This is a genomic window from Streptomyces sp. NBC_00377, assembly GCF_036075115.1.
In the GTDB taxonomy this organism is placed as follows: Bacteria; Actinomycetota; Actinomycetes; order Streptomycetales; family Streptomycetaceae; genus Streptomyces.
Genome location: NZ_CP107958.1, coordinates 264080 through 285248, shown reverse-complemented (window position 1 = coordinate 285248; position 21169 = coordinate 264080). Strand labels below are relative to the sequence as shown.

Below are 21169 nucleotides of genomic sequence, written 5' to 3'. Positions count from 1 at the left end.
CGCCGGGGCTGCCCGCACCAGAGCGCAGGACCCGCGAGCACCAGCTGAACCGGTCGAGGGCGGTTCCGTCGCCGCTGGGCGGCCACCACGTCCGGAGGTACGGGTTACGTGGGGTCGTGACGGTTGTCGTGGGCCGCGTTGTGCCGTAGGGATGAGGCATCCCGATGGCAGAGGGCCGCGCAGCCTCACATCCGGGATCTCAGCACGTCGACCTCACAGCCCGGCGCGAACGGGTCGAAGCCGTGCTCGATCAGCCAACGAACTGCCAGCAGGCTTCGCAACGACCACCATGCGTGGATCACGTCGAGGTCGATGGCGCTGCCATAGCCGGCGATGACGTCGTCGAGGTGCTCCTCGTGTCCGAGCGTGAAGGTGGCGAGGTCGTACAGGGCATCACCCTGGCCCGCCTCGGACCAGTCGATGATGCCCGTGACCTCGTCGCCGTCGACGAAGACGTGCGCGATCTGGAGGTCGCCGTGGGTGAACGCCGGAGTCCACGGCCGGAGCGCGGCCTCGGCGACCTGGCGGTTGCGGGTGACCAGGTCAGCAGGCAGGACACCGTTCGTCACGAGCAACTCGCACTCGTCGTCGAGTTCCGTCGCCAGCGCGACGATGCTCCGGCCGGCCCGGCCCGGCAGCGGTGGCAGCGGCGCTTCGTGCAGCTTCCGGATGGCGGCGCCCGCCGCGGCCCAGGCCGCCGGCGACCCGGTCGACGGCCCGCCGAGGCGCCCGAGCGTCGTCCCCGGGAGTGCGGCGATCGCGAGCACGGGCGGCTTGTGCCACAGGACCTCCGGGGTCGGGACCGGTGCGAGGGACATCGCCTCGACCTCGACGTCGATGCGCGCCTGATCGGCGTCCACCTTCAGGAACACGTCGCCGACGCGCAGAGTCGCACGCTCGGAATGGGCGACGACGACTTTGACCTCATCCATGGGCGCCCAGTATCCCGGGGGTGATCGCCGACGTCGCCGGGTTTTCGCGTGCGATTACGCGGCTGACCGCGTCCCACTTCCCAGCGGCCTCGTGCACGACACCGACCTCTGACCAGGTCCCACCACTTGTCAGGAGTCGTAAGTCCCTGGTCCTGACCTCTCCCGGAAGCAGTGTCGTCAGCAGTAGCCTCCCGGGACGGCAGGAGCCGGCGGTCGACGGCATGGAGGACTGCCCGGCGGGGCTGCGTGTCCGGAAGCTGGCCGCTGCCACTAGGGCCTGTTCTGAGTTGAGATCACGGGATCGGTCATTCCCGCTTCAGGAGGGTACAAAGATCGCAACACAGTCGAGCGCGCCATCAACAAGTTCAAGGAATGGCGGGGGCTGGCCACCTCCGGAGTGCGAGCCGCGGGTCCGGCGCAGTCGGCGAGTCACCGGATCCACTCGGATCGCACTGCCGCGAAAGCCTCGTCCAGATGGTCGGCCAGCGGCCCACGGCGTTCCAGGCTGCTCCAGATCTCGATGGCCAGGGGCAGTGTGCCAAGTCCGACCATGGCGACCAGCCGGAGTGCCTGCTGCCGTTCAGGGTCCAGCCAGCGTTCGGCCAGGGCCTCGGTGATGATCCGCTCCTGGCGCTCATAGTTGGAGTGCTTGCGGGCGGGAAGGGTCTCCGTCGATGGCATCAGCCGGTCGAGTGCTACCGGCTCGGCCGCTCCGGCTCCATCCGGAAGCAGACGAAGCGGGTCTTGGCGGCGGCCGTGCGCAGCTCGTCGTCGGTGGGTTGCCGGTCGCTTGGGAGGCCGAGCATCAGCCCCTTGGCGGCCTTGGGCCCTTTGCGCCGGCCGAACTCACCCAGCAGGGCGGCGACTTCCTCAGGGTCCTCGACGACCGTCGGGACGGCGGCGTGGTCCTGGCCCCGGATGCGCAGCCGGACGGCGGACCCTTCGCGCATGCTGGGGATCCAGCCGAGCTGGGAGGACATGGCGAGCACCGTGCCGGGATCCCAGTCGAAGTAGCCGATGGGGACCGTGAATTCGCGACCTGTCCTGTGCCCCTTGTACGTGAGCAGCATCAGGCGCCCGCTCAGCGGCTTGTGGAAGCGGGAGGCGAGCAGCGGCCGAACGACCTTGTTGGCGGCTCGGAAGATCTTCACCATGGGTGGCCTGGCCGTGTTCGCCGCGGGTGTGCCGGAGGTGGTCACCTGATGCCGCCGGGGACGGTGTGGACGATCTCGGCCTGGTCGCGCTTGGTGTAGGCGTCCCAGTAGTGCTCGGCGATGGTCTCGGGCTCGGTGCCGGGACCGCTGCCGATGAACACCCCGATCGCCACGTGCGCGGCGTGCACCCCGTGCTCGGCGAGGTCGACGCCCAGGGCCATGGCGTAGTTGCGCAGGGCCGCCGCCGCGACGCCGATGCTGCCGAACGCGCCGCCGCTCGGCCGGACCGAGGAGGCGCCCGTGGAGAACAGCAGGGTGCCACTGCCGCGTTCGAGCATGGTGGGCAACACCTGACGGACCGCGGCAACCGCTCCGTACAGGTAGTAGTGGAGCTGCTTGTGGAGGTCCTGCGCCGTAGCGTCGACGGCGGCGGCGCCGGCGAACGTGGGGTCGGCGGGTGAGTACTCCAGTACGTCGACGGCCCCGAACCGGTCGGCGACCGCGGCGAGCGCCGACTGCAGCGAGTCGGGACGCGTCACGTCCGCGGCGAAGCCCGCGGCCTCGATGCCGTCCTCGGCGAGCCGCGCGGCGAGCGCGTCGAGCTTGTTCTGGGTCCGGGACACCAGGGCGACCTGGAAACCCTCCCTTCCGAAGCGGCGGGCGATGGACAAGCCGAGGCCTGGGCCTGCCCCGATGACGGCGATGACGGGCATGGGTGGTGCTCCTGTGGTCGGACGGGCTGGACGGATGAGGGGCACCTCCCGCCACGACGGCGGTCAGGACTGAAAGTCGAGGGCAGCCTCATGTTCTGGAGCGTAGCAGAGAACATGAGGCATCCCTCCGGTTGGTAGCCTGAGTGACATGGCCATCGACCCTCCGTCCGCCCCCGCCGGGAACCCGGCCCCTGTCCGCCCCCTGCGGCGCGACGCCCAGCGCAATCGCGAGGCCCTGCTCACCGCAGCCGGCTCCTGCTTCGCCGAGCAGGGCCTGGAGGCACCCCTGGAGCAGGTGGCCAAGCGAGCCGGGCTGGCCATCGGCACGCTGTACCGGCACTTCCCCACCCGGTTGGACCTGGTGCAGGCGACCTTCGCCGAGAAGCTGGCCGTCTGGCGGCAGGCCGCCGAGAAGGCCGTCACCATGGATGACGCCTGGGCGGGGCTGTGCCACTTCCTGGAGACCATGTGCGAACTCCAGTCACAGGACCGGGGGTTCAACGATCTGGCCTCCATGCGGTTGCCGGAGAGCGCCTGCCTGGCGGGCGCCCAGACCCGCATCCGTGAACTCGGTGTACACATCGTCGAGCGTGCGCAGGAGCAGGGCAGCCTGCGCCCCGACCTCACCCCCGAGGACCTTGCCTTCGTCATCTGGTCGCACAGCCGCGTCACCGAGGCCACCCACGCCATCGCCCCGGACGCCTGGCGCCGCCACCTCTACCTTCTGCTCGACGGCTTCCGAACCGACCGCGCCCACCCGCTGCCGGCACCGCCGCTCACCGAAGAGCAGCTGTACCGCGCCATGATCAGCCTCGGCGGAAACGGGGCCTGCGGCGCCTGACCGTCGGGACGCGTCGTTGTCCCAAGGCGCCGCAGGGAGCCCCTTCCCGCGACCATGTCGAACCGGTACGCCTCCGTCCCCGCGACGCAGAGTTCGCGGAGGCGTTTGGTGACCTCCGCGTGCACCGGCGACACGGCGTGCGTCTCAAAGGCCGCCTCAGGGCTGGCCACCCGCTATGACAAGACACCCGAGAGCTATGCCGCAGGACTCCACCTGCGCGGGTCCACCCTCTGGTTACGCAGCCCCAGCCCTCCCGTGACCTCAACTCAGAACAGGCCCTAGTGGAAATCCCAGCTGGGTTCGAGATAGCCGGTGAGACAGGTCAACGCCGCGGCGATGTCCTCGCCGGTGCCGTGCGGCCGACGCAGCTCGTCGACGAAGATGGCGATGTCGGCGAGGGTCCACCAGATCCGATACAGCGCGATGCCGGCCGGCGTGACGATGCGGCCGGTGACCCGGGTGTAGCGCGCCAGTACTTTGTTCTCGCCGCGGTCCGGCTCCTGACCGAGCATGTCGGCCAGGGCGGTGGTGAGCATCCACAGGTCTCGTTCCGGTGGAGAGATCCGCACGGTGCCCCAGTCGACAAGCCGCAGCCCGGCCGGGGACCGCATGATGTTGCCGGGATGCGGTTCGCCGTGTGTGACCACCCACTTCGCCTCGGTGCCACGGACCGTGTCGACGTATCGGTCGAAGTCAGCGAGCCACCCTCGGATGCCTCCGGCGTGCGCGGCGAGCAACTGGCGGGCCGGCTCGGCCAAAGGCCCGCCAGTCCATTCCTGGTCGAGGTCGCGCAGCGCCTCGTGCAGCCGGTCCCGGCCAGGCAGCACCAGATCTGTGCGCAAAGCGGTGTCCGCCACCACCGGGGTGGCCCGATGCAACTCGGCCAGAAGGTCGATCACTTCGGCCCGGTCCTCGGGCCGGTGTACCCCGAACTGGCCGGCGGAGCCCGCGATCATCGGGAACACCGAGAGGGTACGGCACGGGAGGAACGGGTCTCGGTGAAGAGAGGTTCAACAGCGGTTCAGGGCGCGGTGTGCGGCGTCGAGCAGGCGGGCGTGATCAGTCTCGACTGTTATGCACTGTTGGACAGTTCGCGTCTGCGGCCCTCGCGGCTACGCGTCCGGGGTGCACCGTGCCGCCGCAGGATCGAGGGAGTCGATGTCCTCCATGAAGCTCAGCATCCGGGCGTTCACCAGGTCGGGGTGGTCGATCTGCGGGCCGTGGCCGGTTGCGGCGACGATCTCGGCGCGGGCGCCGGGGAGCAGGCGCGGTACGCGTTCCAGCTGCCGCTTCGGGTGCACGAGCAGGCTGCGCTTGCCCATGATCAGGTAGAACGGCGTCCGGATGGAGCCCAGTTCCGCGTCCGTCAGCGGCAGCGGGGCGGGGCGGCGGATCCGAAAGGCCTTCACACTGGCCTGGATCATCGCGCGGAGCTCGGGGACGACGATCACCGGCTGCTCCAGCCACTTGGCGAGCCGGGGGCGCCACGCCTTGGGGGCGTAGGTGGCGAAGAGGCTGGCGAAGATCCATACGAAGAAGCGCAGGCCGACCTTCTCCAGCCCACCCGGGTCGAGGGCGGTGACCGAGGCGAGCCTTCCGGGCCGAAGGTGGGCCTGGTTGATGACCAGCCAGCCGCCGTACGAGGAGCCGACGAGGTGGACCTTGTCGAGGCCCAGTGCGTCGAGGGCTTCATCCATCCACTGGGCCGCGCGCTCGGGCTGCCACATCGGTTCGCGCTGGACGCTGCGGCCGGGATCGCCGGGAGTGTCGAGAGCGTAGACGGGGCGCTCGGCGCTGAGGGCAAGGGTGTTGGGGTACCACTGGGCGGAGCAGCCTCCCGAACCGTGTATCAGGACCACGGGCGCGCGTGACCCGGCTGCCGGGTCGGCGGGGCCGTACCGGTAGACGTGCGTGGTGCCGAAGCTCGTCTCGACGTCGGTCTCGGAGCGAGCGGGCGCGCCCTTCGCGTAGAGGACGTCGCAGGTGGCGAAGTAGCGATCACGCAGCTCGTCGTTCACGTAGTGGCCGATGTCGCGGCGTACTCGGGTCGTGTTCTCGGGCACGGGGCACCTCCAGGAAGATCAATTCTTCGTGATACGAACGTACCATAATGTTGATACGGCGGTACCATGAAGGACGTTCGGACCGGGCCGGACTACGAGCCCCTGAACCACCCATCCCACCCAGGGCCGGAGACAGCACTGATGCCAAAACGCGTGGACCACGAGGAACGGCGCGCCCAGATCGCCGAAGCGCTCATCCAGGTCGCGGGGCGGCGAGGGCTGCACGCCGTCGGCATGCGCGACGTGGCCGCCGAGGCCGGCGTATCCCTCCGGCTCGTGCAGTACTACTTCGAGACCAAGGAGAAGCTGCTCTTCTACGGACTCCAGCACCTGACCGACCGCTTCACCGCCCGCGTGGGCGCCCGACTGGCCGCTGCCGGCCCGGACCCGGGCCCCCGCACGACGATCGAGGCGCTGCTGCTGGCCTCCCTGCCGACCGACCAGGAGAGCCGCACCTTCCACCTCCTCTACAGCTCCTACGCGATCCTGTCCGTGACCGACGGAGCACTCGCCGCCCAGCCCTTCATCGACAACCCTGACGCCGCCGAGAATGCCCTCACCGGACTGATCGAAGGAGCCCAGGCGGCAGGCCTGGCCGATCCGGGCGCCAACGCACGCACCGAGGCCATCAGCCTGCTCGCCATGACCGCGACCATGGGCACCAGCATCCTCGTCGCCCAACGGACACCGGAGTCAGCCATCGCCGTACTCCGCCACCACCTCAATCGCATCTTCACCGTCGGCGGCCCCGCCACCCCGGACGCCGGACAACGGACAGACGCCAGTACCTGTCCCTGACTTGGGCTCTGCGGCCAGCCGGGCGCCAGGGCGGGGTCAGTGGTCGGAGCGGTCAGCATGGGCTGGGGCAGGTGCCACGTCCCCGGGGATCTCTTCCACCGGACGGCGGTGGTGTTCGGGTGTCCTCCAGGACGGGCCGGCACATGGTGCAGGGCGTGCGGCCGTCAGGCGCGGCGTGTACTGGTGAATCGTGTGGTCGGCCCCCAGCCGTTCAGGACGGGTGTCATGCACCACTGGCAGAGAGGGCTGCCGCCGTTGCCATACTTGTGTGTCTTGCGCTGGCAGATGGCGCAGGGCCGACCTGGCTGCCCAGGCAGACGAACGCGGACGGGTCAGGGTCTGCGAGCGGCAGGGGCGGGGGAGTACTCATCGTGCTGTGTCCTTGCGCGGGCACATTGATCCGCGGGCGTCGCCAGTGCCCTGACTGCTCTCGTCGCGAAGTGCCGAGTTGACCACCCATGACGTGGGGCTCGCCGTACTCGGCCCGTTGCAGGAGCGCGACCTCGTCGCGTATCGGCGGTTCGCCTCGGTCTACCGGGCGTTCGACTCGCTCGATGACTTCGAGGCCGCCATCACGGCCTCAGGATGGTCCTGCCCACTTTCTCGGGGGCGGGAGGACCTTCTTTCCGAGGCTCGGGAGGTTTCATGAATACCGAGGCCGTCACCGCCACTCGCCCTCTGAAGCGCATCGGAATCCCGTACACGTGACCCGCCGACCACCGTCCGCCCTACCTGTGTCAGAAGTATTGACGCGTCCCGCTACGCACACTTAACGTCTGCACGATCTTACGAACGACGTTCGAATTATCGAACAACTGCTCTCATTGGACTTCTCCCCGGCCAAGCTCCGCGACGGCACACCGCGGGACGCGACAGCGGTCACCACCAGGAGACGGAGACTCCGCTCGTCCGCCGCTGACATCGACGAACCCGCCGACACCGAGACCGAGCTGCTCCCAGCCACTCCACTGCGCCCCTCCCACCCGATGGCGGCATGGCAGAACGACAGGAGACGTAAATGTCCGCGCTGCGCGCACGGCTGTCGGCGATATTGCTCGCCGCATGCCTCCTCTTCACGGGTCAGGCCCTGACCGCACCCCAACCGGCCGCCGCCGCCGACCCCGGCTACCTGATGGTGCACTTCACCGGGGAGGGGGCCACCAACCAGCAGATGTACCTCTCGCACAGCACCGACGGCCTGCACTGGAACGACCTCAACGGCGGCGGCATGGTCCTGCGCTCCACGGTCGGCACGAAGGGGGTGCGCGACCCCGCGTTCGTGAGATCCCCTGACGGCAGCAAGTACTGGATCATAGCGACCGACCTGTGCATCGGCTGCGGGCAGGACTGGTCGGAGTCCATCAACAACGGCAGCCGCAACCTCGTGGTGTGGGAGTCGTCTGACCTGGTCAACTGGTCGCAGCCGCGGCTGTTGAACGTTGCCGGCGCCATCCCCGACGGGCGCAACGCGTGGGCGCCGGAGGCGATCTGGGACCCGGCCAGCAACGACTACGTCCTGTACTGGGCGACGAACGTGCCCCTCAACGGCGTAACGAAGCACCGTATCTTCTACGCCCACACCAGCGACTTCCGCACCATCACCACCCCGCAGATCTACATCGAGCGTCCAGGCACCCAGGAGATCATCGACACCCAGATCGTCGAGGTGCCGGCGGGCGTCGGCAACTACCGCTACGTGCGTGCCTCCGGCGACGGTCAGATCACGTTCGAAGGCAGCAACTCGATCCTCGGGACGTGGACCAACCTCGGCAACCTCTCCAGCATCGGTTTGACCGGGGCGATGGTCGAGGGCCCGATGTGGATGAAGTTCAACGGCACCAACAAGTGGGCCGTCTACGTCGACCAGTACGCTTCCGGACGCGGTTACCTGCCGGTGGTGACGACCGACCCGTCCAATCCCTCCTCCTACCAGATCCCGGCTTCGGGCACCTACAACATGGGCGGCACGAAGAAGCGCCACGGCTGGATCCTGAACCTGACGGCCGCCGAGGAGAGCCGCGTGCTCGCCCGCTGGCCGAGCACCCCGGCCCAGCGGCTCCAGTCGTTCAACTTCCAGGACCGGTACGTGCGGCACACCGCCGACATGGACGTGCGCATCGACCCCACCGTCAGCCCCGCCGACGACGCCCAGTTCAGGGTGCGGCCCGGCCTGGCGGGCACCGGCACCGTCTCCTTCGAGTCGGTGAACATGCCCGGATACTTCCTGCGCCACTCCAACTACGACTTCCAGCTGGTCAACAACGACGGCACCGCCCAGTTCGCCGCTGACGCCACCTTCCGCCAAGTAGCCGGCCTCGCCGACCCCACCTGGTCCTCCTTCCAGTCGTACAACCACCCCGACCACTACATCCGCCACTACGCCTACCAACTCCGCCTCGACCCGATCACCACCGCGACAGGACGCAGCGACGCCACCTTCCGCGTGACCAGCTGAGCCGACACCTACCGGAATGCCGGCGCCCCCGAACGAGCGCCGGCGTCCCCGGACCTCCTGACCTGCGACCAGGGAATTCCACCTGTTCTGCGCCTTCACGGGGGCACCACGACTGCGTGCGGCGCCATCCAGCCGGCCGCTCATCTTCCGTGCGCCGAACCGCAGTTACCGGTGCGTAGAGTGGGACGGCTGTGTGACGGCCGTTGGGTGAAGGTCATTGAGTGAAGGGATCACGGGGTGCGTCGTTTGGTTGGCATGACGGTGGTGATCGCGGGGATGGCTCTCGCGTTCTGGTTGGCCTTGGGACCTTCGTCCGACTGGGCGGGTGCCGCGAGGATCGTGCGCTTCGCCCTCCTGCTGTCCTGCTTCCTGGTGATCGGCGGCGGGGTGCGGCTGGTCTTCCCCGACAAGTCCGAGACTGAGGCGGCAGAGACCTCGGGGTGAACAGCGCCCCGCACGAGACGACTCCCGAAGGCGTGTCTTTTTATGCACCGCATCAGGGAGGGCGAAGCTCCTCGCCACCTCCGAGTCGGCGTCGAGGAACGAGCCGGCGAGCGGGGAGTGTGGTCGAAGCCCCACCCTGCGCCCCTAGGGCGTGTCTCTTTGGTGGGCTCGTCAGTTGATCGGGTGTGTCTGTCCGATTAGTGGTCACTGATGCGATGTGGGACCGGATCGAGCCGCTGATGCCGGCCGATCCGGTGCGGGGCCGGCGGTGGGCCGACCACCGCCGCACGCTCGAGGCCATTGCGTGGAAGTACCGCACCAACTCTCCCTGGCGGGACCTCCCCGACGAGCTCGGCTCGTTCCAGACTGCTCACAAACGGCTGATCAGGTGGGCCGTCGACGGCACATGGGAGAAGCTCCTGGCCGCCGTCCTCCCGGCAGCCGATGCCGTCGATGACATCGGCTGGACGGTGTCGGTCGACTCCACCGTGGTCCGGGCCCACCAGCACGCCGCCGGAGCGCTCAAAAAGGGGCAACCGGTCGCGATGAGCCAGCCGATCACGCGCTCGGACGCTCCCGCGGTGGGCTGAGCACGAAGATCCACCTGGCCGCAGACGGCCATGCGCGGCCTCTGGCTCTTGCCGTCACCGCGGGGCAGGCCGGTGACGCGCCCGCCTTCGAGGCGGTCATGGCACGCATCCGGGTGCCGAGAGGCGGCCCCGGTCGGCCTCGGACCCGCCCCATCATGGTCCTGGCCGACCGTGCCTACTCATCCCGCGCGATCCGCGGCCATCTGCGCCGGCGGCAGATCCGCGCGGTCATCCCTCAACCGTCGGATCAGCCAATGGCGCGGCCAAGGGCTCGGTGAACCGGGAGAAGGAGAAGGCCCGTCGCCGCGTCGCCAAGGTCCACGCGCGGATCGCCGACCGGCGCCGGGACTTCCTGCACAAGCTGTCGACTCGTCTCGTCCGTCGCTGGACCTACGGTTCATCGTCGCCGAAGCACAACGCCGACCCCGAAATCCAGACGTATGCACATGAAGCACACACCCGGCCACGGCTGTGAGGTTTTCGTAACCCAGCAGTAACGTTGAAAGCGAGATAGGAGGGCACCGGAACGCGGCACGGTCTGTGTCCGGCAGGAGGAACCGGTGGCCAATCACGAGATGTACGCAGCCAGCGCATTGTCGGCGGTGGCAACGATCCTGCTGGCGCGATGGTGCCTGGCGGGCCGAAGCAGCAGCCTACGGACTGCCGCTGCGTACCGCCGTGCCGCACGTCGGGCGACCCTGAGGGCTGCCTGGCGCATGGGCTCCGACGCCCAAGCCGGGCTGGCCCTGCCGACGGACGCGCCGTGCGCTCAGCGGGCGGTGCAGGAGGCCGAAGACCTCGTGCGCGGCTATTGGAGCCGGATCAGTTCTCTCTACCTGCCCCAGCACGATCACCATCAGCACTGAACTGCCGGGCCAGAGCGCGCACCGAGTAGGCCCGGCACCCCGGCCATGGCGGCGCGCGCTCCGATCCCGCCCGGCCCGGCGCAGGCCGGTGCGCAGCAGGTCAGTTGCCGAGTGCTCGCGGCGGGCTTCGCGGCGATCGATGGCAGTGAAAACGACCGACAGCTGTCCTGGCTGGACGGATCCGGTATCCGCCGGAAGATCACGTCGACCATCTGCCGAGCATGTGACGGGAGCCGTTCCCGGACAAGAGGGGTGCCGCCCGGCGGCGCGCGCGGCGCGCTGGAACGGGTATCCGTCGGCTGTTCGGGCACCCGAGACGTCATGCACGGACAACATGCGCGTCCCGCCAGCGGCAGTCTATTCGGCCCGTCCACAGCCGAGACGTCGCCGCCCGGGCACGACGGCGCCAAGCACTCACGCCGTCGCCGGCGAAGCGGCCGCCTGCGCCGCCGCGTCCTCGCCTACCGGGCAATCGATTTCCTGTCCACGCACATCCCGGATGGCCCCGGCCCGGGCGATGAGTGTCTGCTCCTCGTGCACACCCGCCAGGTCGTCGGCCAGGTCCGCTACCGGATCTGCACTGACTGCGCCCAGGGCGTCATCACCACCGTCGCCATCGACGAGCGCTTCCACGGCACCGGCCTGGGCACCCGTGCGCTGTCACACCTGCGGTCCCGCCACCCGGGTCTGACCTGGCGCAGCACGCTGCGCAAGCGCACCACCCGTGATCTCCTGCGCCGGATGCGCATTCCCACAACCAGTTCTGCCACGTCGTGCCCGCACGCTCACCAGACACTCTCTGCCCCGGCCGGCCCGATACTCGCCGGCGGCTGACCCCAACGCTTGCCGCTCATAGCGCACGGTGGAGAGAGCACCCTCTCATCCCGAGCCCGCCGTAGAGGGCGGTATGTGAGCCAATGCCTGCGGGGTGCAGCTCAGGCTGAGCGGGCGGTCGCGATGGTGTGCTTGACGTACATCACCGCGCCGCGGGGCGGGGCCGGCATGGGCGAGGGCTGACAGGGCATCCGAGGCGGAGGGGGTGGGCCGACCGCGGTTTCGGTGCCGCCCGTCGACGTCGAGAGCCTCTTAGGGGTGAGAAGGTGAAGGGCTTCCGCAGCTTCATTCTGCGCGGCAACGTGGTCGATCTGGCCGTCGGCATCGTCATCGGGGCAGCGTTCACCGCCGTGGTGAACGGCTTCGTCAGCGCCTTCCTGACACCACTCGTGGGGCTGGCCACCGGCGCCACCGGCGACATGAGCCGCAAGACCTTCATCGTAGGCGCCACCAAGTTCCCCTACGGCGCCTTCATCAACGCGGCGATCAGCTTCCTCCTCCTGGCCGGCGCCCTGTATTTCCTGGTCGTGCTCCCGATCAACAAGCTTCACGAACGCCTCGCCCCGCACCAAGACGTCCAAGCCCCCAAACGGGACTGCCCCGAATGCCTCAGCCCCGTACCCGCCCAGGCCCGACGCTGCGCCTCCTGCACCGTCTCCCTGCCCGCCGTACCCGCTCAGTCCGGGGAGACGACCCAGCGCGCCGGGTGACCCGAACTCTCTGGCCCAGCCTGGGTTGCCGTGCCCGTCGCGGGCATGTCCGTGGAGGCCGTAGAACCCGACGGCGTCCGATGCCGAACCGGCTGCGTGGCGTCACGGCCGCGCTCGCTTTCGCTACCGGGTTGATCGTGTGCTCGTTCCGGTTCCGTCGGCGTACGAGCAGCCGGGGCTCCGGCAGGGCGTAGGGCTGACGAACCCGCAAAGAGCCGAGCCCTGGCATGGCGCTCCCGCATCTCCAGAATGTCCGGGTGCGACTCCATCGTCATATGGGTCTGGTCAGTCATGATCGCCTGGGTCAGGGACGCACATTCCATGTGTCCAAACGCCCGCCCGGGTACCCCGATCCGGCACCGCCCCGCACCCGGCGGAAGTATCGCCGTGGGAAGGGGTATGCGTGGCGGGCGGCCGACGAGGCCCTGTACGGAAAGGCACGCTCATGAGCGAATCGGTCGGGCCGGGCACTGCCCGAGCCGCTCCGGTCGAGCCCTGGAGGTCGACGGCTGTGGCCGCACTGATCGGGGCGGCGGTGATGGCGGCTGTCGACGAGATCGTCTTCCACCAGATTCTGCACCGGCACCATTTCTCACGTCGCCGGCAGGTTCTACCACTACAGCCAGTGGCGCAGGATCAGGCGCGGGGCGCGGTGGATGAGCCAGGCGCTGGCCAGGCCGATGGCCGCGCCGGCGGCGACGTCGCTGGGGTAGTGGGCGCCGCTTTGCACGCGTTCAACGGCCACCATGGCGGCTGGCATTGTGCACAGCGCGCCTGCCAGCGGCCACGCCGGGGCGACGGCGGCGGTGAAGGCGACCGCGGCGGCGGTGTGCCCGGAGGGGAAAGAGGAGGAGTCGGGACGGTCCTCGGCCTCGTCGTGCGGGAACCACTCCTTCGGGGGGCGGGGACGGTCGGCCAGCTGCTTGCACACGCCGTTGGACACCAGTTGCGCCACCGTCACAGCCGTCATGCCCGCGGCGGCGGCCTTGCGGCCGCGCCCGCCGCCCAGCCAGGCCATCACCGCGGCCGCGCCGCACCACAGCTTGGTTCCCTCCGCCGTCTCCTCCACCGCTGACAGCGCCCGGTGAAGGGCGGGTGGGGCACTGGCAGCGAGCCGCTGGGCCAGATGCCGGTCTGTCTCACGAATCTCTGCCAGCAACCTCATGACCTGCGTGTATCCCACAAAGTGCTAAGCATGCCCGGTGCCGGGTCCCCTGGTGGGCGTCCACGACGCCACCGCCAAGGAACTCCGCCGGTACGTCGACGGCAAGCTGACCGGCACCAGGGACTGGACCTACACCCCCTGGACTCGGGCCGTCGCCCGTGGCCGAGGCGCCAGCCGGGGGCAGGGCGGTGGGGTAGATGCGGACGTTGCTCAGGGCGCCGTTGGCGTACTCGCCGTAGAAGCTCACGCAACTGGACTGACGGCGACGGGCGAAACGGCCGGCGCCTCGTCCCGAAACGCCCTTGCCCGCCCCGTGGAGAACGGGGCGGGCAAGGGCGTTCGTGACCGGGCGAGCGGTCCTGCGGCTAACCGATGGCGACGACCACCGATCCCGACCCCTCGGCCAGATAGTCGTGGTCCGGGTAGTAGTCCACGTGAAGGTGGTCGTCCCCGTCCGCCTCCGAGGCGAAGCCTTCGATGTTGTCGGCGAGGAGCGCGAAAGCCTCCTCTCCGCCCTGGACATCGAGGGATTCACTGTCTCCGGACGACGAGATCATGATCTTCCCGCTCGCTCGCCGGACACTCATCCGTGACAACGACCTGCTGTACGGGAAGGGATCGGAGACCTTCTCCAGAGGAAACTCCCCGCGCCCCGTCCGCAACTCCCGCCCGAGAGCCAGCAGTTCGGAGCGGGTTCCGGAGAGCTCCAGCTCCCCGGTCGAGTCACCGCGCAAAACCTTCACCGGCACACCTCTCTCTTCGCCTACGGCCAGTAGTCGCCGTCTCGGATCGTGGACGGGTCGATCGGCGTGTGCGGATCCTTGAGCGGACCGCTGGTGACCGTTTTTCCATTGATCTGGGTCTCCAGGTTCACATGCGGCCCGAGTTTCTGGACGTGCCCGCTTCCGGGGTTCACATCGAACCTCGCGATCTTCCTGACCTGGTTCCCGGACGCATCGGTCGACACGCTCATGAACTGGACTCCGCCGCTGCCGGACCGCACCACCGTCGCGTTGTCACCGACGTGCGCTATGGCTCGGTTGATGGCCTCGTCCATCGAGATGCTGCAGTTGTGGACCAGGACCGGCGTCACGCCGGCCAGCACATAGTACGTGTGCAGGTCGGCGACGGTGAGGTTATACATGTCGGCCACCCCGGGCCGGGCCAGTACGCCGACCAGGGTGACCCGGCTGTCGTCGGCGCTCTTGAGGGTGTGGCCCAGGGCGAGCCGGCCGGCCTCGGTCCAGGCGTGGGCGGTGTCGTCCCAGAAGGGGTGGTGAGAGGTGGTGCGGATGGTGACGGTCTTGCCGTCCGGGCCGCGGACCTCGAGGTCGACGAGGTCGTTGTCGCGGTGGAGAAGTTCGGCCGTCACCGTACGCGGACCGCTTTTGCCGGTCTTGGGGTCCTTGGCGATGACCTTGTCGCCGTTCCGCACGTCGACGATGGGCTTGGTGGTGCCGTCGGCCATGAGGACTTCGGTACGGGGATCGAAGCTGTTCCGGCAGGCACCTGCCGCCTTGCTCTCGGCTCCCGCGGCACCGCCGAGATAGGCCATGAACAAGTCGCCGACGATGCCCTCGATGACCCTGCCGCGCGCGACTTCCTTGGCCTCGTCCGCGCACTGGCTCGCGTGGTAGACGCAGTAGGTGGCCGCGATCTCCTTGGCCGTCTCGGCGTCGGCGGCGTCGCCGGTGTGCAGCACGTAGAGGTAGGCCTGGCGGCATCCCTCGCGTCCATAACAGGCCGAGCCCGCCTTGGCCGACTCGTAGACCGGGTTGTACCAGAAGTCGTCGGTGAACTCCCCGTCCATCATGCTGGCCCAGTAGTTCTGGAGCTTGTCGACGTCGTTCGTGACCGGGGTGTTGGTGGCGACCCAGTGCTTCTTCGCCGCGTGGGAGCGCTTGTAGATGTTGCCGCGGTGGTAGTCGGACGTGCCGCTCTTGGCGTCGTAGCCGACTTCCTGCTGCTGGTGCTTGGTGCAGTACTTGACGTCGTACTGGCAGGAGTTGGGCTTGGAGCCGATCTCCGTGCCGGCCGGGTCGGAGTTCGTCAGCGGGTTGTTGTTGGCGTAGCTGTAGCCGTTCATCTGCTGCGGGTCGGTGGCCGTGAAGAGGGGGTCGACCGACAGGAAGCGGCCCGTGGCGGGGTCGTACTCGCGGGCGCCGAGGTGGGTGAGGCCGGTGGCGGTGTCGGTGGTGCCGCCGAGGAAGCCCTTGGTGCCGGTCCAGGTGTTCGTCGCGGCGCCGCGCGATCCGCCGAAGGGCAGGCTGCGGCGCTGGCTCAGCGCCTGGGTGTCGGCGTTGACGGACAGCTGGGCCGTGCCGTGGTGGTCGGCCAGCGTGAAGGAGATCGTCCCGTTGTCGGCCTGGACGGCCTTGTGGCCACCGCCGACGTCGAAGTACCGGGTGGCCTTGGCTACGGTGGCGCCCTTCGCCAGGGTGACCTCGGTGGCGCCGAGGTAGAGCGTGGTCTCGGTCGGCGTCCGGCCGATCAGGCGATTGCCGTCCGCGTCGTAGAGGTAGTCGGTGACCTTGTCGCTGCCGCCCTCCACCGGCTGGGTGACCTTGGCCAGGTGGCCCTCGGCGTCCCAGTCCAGGGTCTGCGAGGTGCCGTCGCCGAGCAGCTGGGTGTGGGTGTTGCCCGCGGCGTCATAGGTGTAGCTGTCGCCGGTCTTCACCGTCCCGGCAGTGGTGTCCACCGAGCCCAGGGCGTGCGGCCGGACGGCGCCAGGGTCGGGGTAGTGGTAGCTGCGTTTGGTGTCCGCGGCACCGGTCGTGGTGCCGTGCAGGGTCTCGGTGAGCCGGTTGCCGACCTTGTCGTAGGTGTAGGACGACCAGTACGGGGCCGGGCCGCCCAGGGCCGCGGTGGTGGGGGCAGTGGCACAGGCGGTGGTCGGCTGGGCCCAGGCGTCCGTCACCCGGCCGAGGTAGTCGTAGGCGAAGCACTGGTTGTCGGTGCCGGAGCGGGAGGTGTCGGAGACGGACAGGACGTTGCCGGCCTCGTCGTACTTGTAGGTGTTGTACTGGTCGACGCCCGTGACGTCCTGGCGGTCCACCCGCGAGGTGGCCAGCCGCTGGGTGCCCCACTCGTAGGTGTTGGTCTCCAGGGTGGCCTTGCCGCCGTTCGCGGTCAGCGAGTACTGCAGCGGCTTGCCCGTGAGGCTGTAGGACGCGGTCGCGGTCAGGTTCAGCGGGCCGCTGATCCCGACGGGCCGCAGGGTGCCGTCCTCGTAGGTGTAGGTGACGGAATTGGCCGCCAGCGCACCCGCCTTGGGGTAGCCGACGCCCTGCACCGTGCCGGAGTCGTTGTAGGTGGTCGCCGACAGGTACGTGCCCTGCAGCGCGCCCTCGGACGACGGAATCGTCACCGAGGTGCGCAGCGGGCGGTAGAGCCGGTCGTAGGCGACGACGCTCGTCTTGTACTCCTGGGTGCCGCTGTAGCGCGAGCTGGAGGTGAGCTGTCCCTTGGCGCCGCTGATGGTGTCGTAGACCCACTTGGCGCGCAGGGCGCCGGTGGTGGAGGCGTCGCGCAGTTCGGTCTTGCGGCCCAGGCCGTCGTAGACGTAGGCGAGGACCGTGCCGCGGGCGTCCTTGCTGCTGGTCATCCGGGAGCGGTCGTCGTACTCGTTGTGGCCGGCGCCCTTGTCGGGGTCGGTGGTGTCGGTGAGCCGGCCCATCAGGTCGTACGTCCAGGTCCAGGCGTTGCCGGCCGGGTCGGTGACCTTGGTCAGCTCACCGCGCGGGCTGTAGCCATAGGTGGTGGTGTCGTAGGCCGCCTCGGGGGCGCGGGTGTGCAGCAGGCGCAGTTCGGTGGTGTTGCCGCGGGCGTCGGTGAGGGTGGTCTGGGCGGTGCCGCCGACGGGCGGGATGACGGTGGTGCGGTCGCCGCCGTAGATCGTCCTGGTGATGCCGAGGACCGTGCCGCCGTCGCCGTTGCCGGCGATCTGCCGTGCTTCGGTCGCCCGGCCCAGGCCGTCGTAGGTGTAGCGGTTCTGGGTCTCGACGCTCAGCGCGTTCTCGGGCTTGAAGAGAGTCGTGGAGGGCGCGGTGGTGTCGGTGTAGTAGGTGGCGAACTCCTTGGCGGTCAGGCCGCGTTCGTCGTAGAAGGTGTCCGCAAGGAGCGTGCCGCCCTTCGGACCGGGGGCCTGCGTCTGGCGCGGGCGCAGGAAGCCGTCGTAGAAGGCGTACGTGGTGTCCTGGGCGCCGTTGTTGCCGATCGTCTTCGTGCCCACGGCCACCGGCTTGCCGTCGGTGATGGTGTAGGTGAACTCGTAGCTCGGGGTCTGGCCGGTGGTGCGGTCGGCCTGCCACACCTTGGTGACGCGGCCCAGCGGGTCGTACGCGTAGGTGGTGGCCTTGCCGTTGGTGTCGGTCTCGGTGAGCGGCTGCCCGCGCAGCGTCTCGTATGCGGTGCTCGACGTCTGGGCGGTCGTGGTGTCCCCGGCCGTGGCGGGCGGGGTCGTCACCGAGCTGCTCGTCGGGAAGCCCGTGGTGGGGGTGTAGGCGGTGGTGGTGGTCCGTCCGTCGGTGCGGGCGCTGCGGGTGAGCGTGCCGGCGGAGGTGACCGTGACGTCGGCCGTCAGGTCGGTGGTGGCCAGCGCCCGTCCGTAGCCGTCGTAGGTGGAGGTGGACTCCAGGTAGAGCGCGCTGGTGCCGCTGTAGGTCTTGAGCTTCGCGGTCCTGGTGGCGTCGCCCTTCGTGGCCGCCGCGCCGTAGTTCGCGCCGTCGTAGGCGGTGCGGACGTCGGAGACGACGTCGGCGGGGCGGCTGGTGGCGGCGTCGCAGGCCTTGGCGACCGTCTCGACCCGTGCGATGGCGCCGACGGGGACGCTGCCGGCGACGTACGTGGTGCGGGTGCACTGGTCGTCGGCCGCGGTCGTGGTGTCGCCCAGGTCCTCGCTCTGGATGACCAGGCCGGTGGTCGCATCGTGGGTGTCGGAGCCGGCGGTGGTGCGCCACTTGGCGCCCGCGCCGTCGTCCAGCGAGGTCCACGACCTGGTGGAGGCGGATCCGGTGAGGTTGGAGGTGACGGTGCCCCAGGTGCGGACCTTCTTCGCGGTCTCCTTGTACCAGGGCCGGCTCACCGTCTTGGAGAGCACCTTCCCGCCGGGGCCGGAGTAGGTGACCGTCCTGTAGGCGAACCCGGCCTGCGACTCGTGGTCGGTAAGGGGGTCGCCCTCACCCGAGTCGAGGGTGACCTGGACGCTCTTGGTGCCGCCGGTGGTGTCCTTGCGGTCGCCGTCCATGCCGCGCAGGAAGTAGCTGTCGGTCTGCGTCTTCATCGCCGACGCGCCGCCCTGTCCGCCGGTGCGCACCCGGACGTGGCCGTAACCGCGCCACTGCGACCAGGTCTTGGACTTCTCCTTGGTCATCCCGTCATCGTCGTCGTAGTGCCAGGCCGCGCCGTCCAGGTAGTCGTACATCGTGACCTGGTCGGGTGCCCCGCCGGTGCGGTCGGTCGAGGTGACCGTGTCGACGACGTACTTGTTGAACCACTGCCGGTCGGGGTCGTCGGTCGAACTACCGCCGATGTACTGCGGGAAGCAGCGGGTGGTGTTGGTCTGCGGCGTGGGCAGCGAGGCGGCGTCGCAGACCGGGGCCGAGTAGCCGACGTCGATCTGCCCGCCGGACTCGTCCGCGACGGTGGACAGCCTCGACTTGATGTACGGGGCGTAGCCGTCGCCGATCTTGTCGAGGCGGTTGGCGAGCTGGGTGTAGGCGAAGGTGACCTTCGGCAGGGTGATCGAGGCCGTGCCGGAGTAGCCGGTGCGCTGCACGGAGTCCAGCAGCAGCTGGTAGTCGGTGTCGGCCATGCCCCACCGGTGGGCGAGCTTCCAGCCGTCGACGTTGCTGTAGGAACCCGACACCAGGACCTGGGTGGTGACCTCGGTCAGCCGCTTGCGGGTGAAGAACGCCGGGGAGAACCGGCCGTTGTCACAGTCGGCGCCCGCCTCGCAGTTCAGGTCCCACGGGGTGTCGTACCAGTAGAACGCGTCCTTGGAGATCGAGGAGCAGTCGGTGTTGCTGTCGGGGATGCATCGCTCGGAGCTGGTGAAGTCGACCTTCGCCAGCGCCTTCGCCGAGTACACGGCCGTGGACTTCAGGCCGTACTCGATGCGGTCCAGGGTGCCGCCGCGCACGTAGGGGGTGTCGTCGGCGGCCTTGAGGTTGCGGCCGTAGGAATTGGTCTCCTTGTCGTAGTAGTACGCGACGGCGTTGCCGTGCGGGTCCACCACGTAGTCGAGGTTCCAGCGCCAGCCCTGCTGGCACCAGGACGCCGCGAACGTCGAGGCGTTGCAGGGTTCGTCGGCGTTGTTGCCGAAGACCGGCACCGTCCACGCCGAGTCGGTGGTCTCGTTGCCGCTGGTCCAGCCCGGCAGCCGGTTGTAGCCGAAGTAGTACTGCGTGCCGTCGGGGGTCGTCACCCGCCAGTACTCGTCGTTGCGGGCGCCGTTGGAGCGCACGTCTGACGAAGTGCCGTAGATCCGGTCGACCTTCGTGCCGTCGTCGTTCCGCAGCTTGAAGGAGTTCGTGCCGTTGGGCACCAGCTCCCCGCCCGAACCGTTCAGCGACAGCGTGGCGTTGTCGTAAGCCCAGCACAGGTCGCCCGGTTTGTTGCCGTCGGCATTGGTCGCCCCGTCGTCCGTGCAGCTCTTGTAGCTGCGCTCGATGAAGCCGGGCGCCAGGTCGAAGCCGTCACCGACCCACGAGGACTGGTTGTTGGTGTTGCCGGTGCGGCCGTCGATGCCTCCCGAGGAGTACGACAGCCCGACCTGCGGGATCAGCCCGCCGGGCACCTGCGGCACCCCCATGTCGTACGACCACGCGAACGAACCGCTGCTCTGATCCGTGGACCAGGTCGACGACGCCGACAGGGACGTGGCCTTGTAGTCGCCCTTGTCACCGCTCGCCGAAGCGGTCGCCGCCAGCACCGTCGCCGTGCTCGCGCTGAGCGCCACCGAGGACGCGGTCAGCGTCTGCTTCTCGCGGTCGTTGACACTCGCCACCGGCTGCGTCGTACGGCACTGCGCCTTCTGCGGGGTCGTCAGCGCACACGCCGGCAGCCGCACCAGCGACAGCCGGGAGGCGTAGCCGCCGCCGTACAGGCCGGCGAAGGAGGAGTAGTCCAGACCGGCGCGCACCGTGCCACCGCGCAGGGCGGCGCCCTGTCGCGGCGTCAGCGTGAAGACCGGGCCGTCGACCCCCGCCTTCCGCGACGCCTCGCGCGACAGCGTGCCCACCGTGTAGGTGCCGGTGGCCGCGTCCGCGGCCCGCTTCACCCGCGTGTCCAGGGTGAGCGGCAGACCCTTGACCCGGGTCGCCTCCGGCTGCAAGGTCACCGCCGCCGCACTCGCGTTCGGCCACGCGGTGGCCGGCGCCTTCGCGGGCGTACGGGGACCCTTCGGCACGGTGCGGGGCACCGCCTTGCCCGCCGGACCGCCGTCGACCGACGTCTCGGCCTGCGGCAGCGCCGGCTTGCGCCAGCCCTCGGCGACGGCGGGGACCCCCGACGCCTGTATCAGGGTCGCCGTCAGCACCGCGGCGGTGGCCACGGCCACCCGGCGCCAGGGCCGACCTGTTCGTGTGCGTTGTCCGAGATTCATG

The 21169-nt window shown here is 69.3% G+C and carries 16 protein-coding genes and 4 pseudogenes; 11 read left to right on the top strand and 9 right to left on the bottom strand.

Going from position 1 to position 21169, the window contains the following annotated elements; genetic code table 11:
• Positions 1-185: 185 nt before the first annotated feature.
• The 4 genes from OHS71_RS01440 to OHS71_RS01425 all read right to left on the bottom strand — a co-directional run bounded on the left by OHS71_RS01440 (position 186) and on the right by OHS71_RS01425 (position 2799).
• A complete protein-coding gene (locus OHS71_RS01440) occupies positions 186-932 on the bottom strand; it encodes a phosphotransferase family protein (protein WP_328475940.1) in 747 nt (248 codons plus the stop codon).
• A 429-nt stretch (positions 933-1361) separates the two neighbouring features.
• Complete coding sequence (locus OHS71_RS01435; protein ID WP_328475938.1) at positions 1362-1613, bottom strand: acyl-CoA-like ligand-binding transcription factor; 252 nt, start codon at positions 1611-1613, stop codon at positions 1362-1364.
• Positions 1614-1627: 14 nt separating this feature from the next.
• Positions 1628-2086, bottom strand: coding sequence for a hypothetical protein (locus tag OHS71_RS01430; RefSeq protein WP_328475936.1), 459 nt, complete (start codon positions 2084-2086; stop codon positions 1628-1630).
• A 41-nt stretch (positions 2087-2127) separates the two neighbouring features.
• Complete coding sequence (locus OHS71_RS01425) at positions 2128-2799, bottom strand: SDR family NAD(P)-dependent oxidoreductase (protein WP_328475934.1); 672 nt, start codon at positions 2797-2799, stop codon at positions 2128-2130.
• A 148-nt stretch (positions 2800-2947) separates the two neighbouring features.
• On the opposite strand from OHS71_RS01425, the gene OHS71_RS01420 reads away from it, so the two are divergent.
• Positions 2948-3640, top strand: a complete 693-nt coding sequence (locus tag OHS71_RS01420; protein ID WP_328475932.1) for a TetR/AcrR family transcriptional regulator — start codon at positions 2948-2950, stop codon at positions 3638-3640.
• A 278-nt stretch (positions 3641-3918) separates the two neighbouring features.
• Here OHS71_RS01420 and OHS71_RS01415 read toward each other — a convergent pair whose 3' ends face one another.
• Together OHS71_RS01415 and OHS71_RS01410 are read right to left on the bottom strand one after the other, a co-directional pair.
• Positions 3919-4596 carry a phosphotransferase family protein gene (locus OHS71_RS01415; RefSeq protein ID WP_328484363.1) on the bottom strand — a complete coding sequence of 226 codons (678 nt, stop codon included), beginning with the start codon at positions 4594-4596 and terminating at the stop codon, positions 3919-3921.
• Between the two features lie 156 nt (positions 4597-4752).
• Entirely contained in the window at positions 4753-5703 is a 951-nt protein-coding gene (locus OHS71_RS01410) for an alpha/beta fold hydrolase (RefSeq protein WP_328475930.1), read from the bottom strand.
• A gap of 141 nt (positions 5704-5844) precedes the next feature.
• On the opposite strand from OHS71_RS01410, the gene OHS71_RS01405 reads away from it, so the two are divergent.
• The 10 genes and pseudogenes from OHS71_RS01405 to OHS71_RS01360 form a co-directional block, all read left to right on the top strand.
• On the top strand, positions 5845-6501 hold the full coding sequence (locus tag OHS71_RS01405; protein ID WP_328475928.1) for a TetR/AcrR family transcriptional regulator: 657 nt from the start codon (positions 5845-5847) through the stop codon (positions 6499-6501).
• Positions 6502-6940: 439 nt separating this feature from the next.
• Positions 6941-7075, top strand: a pseudogene (locus tag OHS71_RS01400) (transcriptional regulator NrdR); the annotation flags it as partial.
• A 444-nt stretch (positions 7076-7519) separates the two neighbouring features.
• A complete protein-coding gene (locus tag OHS71_RS01395; protein WP_328475926.1) occupies positions 7520-8956 on the top strand; it encodes a glycoside hydrolase family 43 protein in 1437 nt (478 codons plus the stop codon).
• Positions 8957-9193: 237 nt separating this feature from the next.
• Complete coding sequence (locus OHS71_RS01390; RefSeq protein ID WP_328475924.1) at positions 9194-9400, top strand: hypothetical protein; 207 nt, start codon at positions 9194-9196, stop codon at positions 9398-9400.
• Positions 9401-9585: 185 nt separating this feature from the next.
• Positions 9586-10241: pseudogene (locus OHS71_RS01385) on the top strand (IS5 family transposase); the annotation flags it as partial.
• An 11-nt stretch (positions 10242-10252) separates the two neighbouring features.
• A pseudogene (locus OHS71_RS01380) lies at positions 10253-10372 on the top strand (transposase); the annotation flags it as partial.
• 178 nt (positions 10373-10550) lie between these two features.
• On the top strand, positions 10551-10856 hold the full coding sequence (locus OHS71_RS01375) for a hypothetical protein (protein ID WP_328475922.1): 306 nt from the start codon (positions 10551-10553) through the stop codon (positions 10854-10856).
• 45 nt (positions 10857-10901) lie between these two features.
• Positions 10902-11690 (top strand): GNAT family N-acetyltransferase, encoded by a 789-nt coding sequence (locus OHS71_RS01370; RefSeq protein WP_328475920.1) that lies wholly within the window; start codon positions 10902-10904, stop codon positions 11688-11690.
• A gap of 266 nt (positions 11691-11956) precedes the next feature.
• The gene (gene mscL, locus OHS71_RS01365; RefSeq protein WP_328475918.1) at positions 11957-12400 is read left to right on the top strand and encodes a large conductance mechanosensitive channel protein MscL; all 444 of its coding nucleotides are present in this window, start codon (positions 11957-11959) and stop codon (positions 12398-12400) included.
• A gap of 445 nt (positions 12401-12845) precedes the next feature.
• Positions 12846-12989: pseudogene (locus OHS71_RS01360) on the top strand (DUF2243 domain-containing protein); the annotation flags it as partial.
• Positions 12990-13016: 27 nt separating this feature from the next.
• On the opposite strand, the gene OHS71_RS01355 reads toward OHS71_RS01360, so the two are convergent.
• The 3 genes from OHS71_RS01355 to OHS71_RS01345 form a co-directional block, all read right to left on the bottom strand.
• Positions 13017-13565, bottom strand: coding sequence for a phosphatase PAP2 family protein (locus OHS71_RS01355; RefSeq protein ID WP_328475916.1), 549 nt, complete (start codon positions 13563-13565; stop codon positions 13017-13019).
• Between the two features lie 365 nt (positions 13566-13930).
• A complete protein-coding gene (locus OHS71_RS01350; protein ID WP_328475914.1) occupies positions 13931-14308 on the bottom strand; it encodes an Imm32 family immunity protein in 378 nt (125 codons plus the stop codon).
• Positions 14309-14328: 20 nt separating this feature from the next.
• The gene (locus tag OHS71_RS01345; RefSeq protein WP_328475912.1) at positions 14329-21168 is read right to left on the bottom strand and encodes a polymorphic toxin-type HINT domain-containing protein; all 6840 of its coding nucleotides are present in this window, start codon (positions 21166-21168) and stop codon (positions 14329-14331) included.
• Position 21169 lies beyond the last annotated feature (1 nt).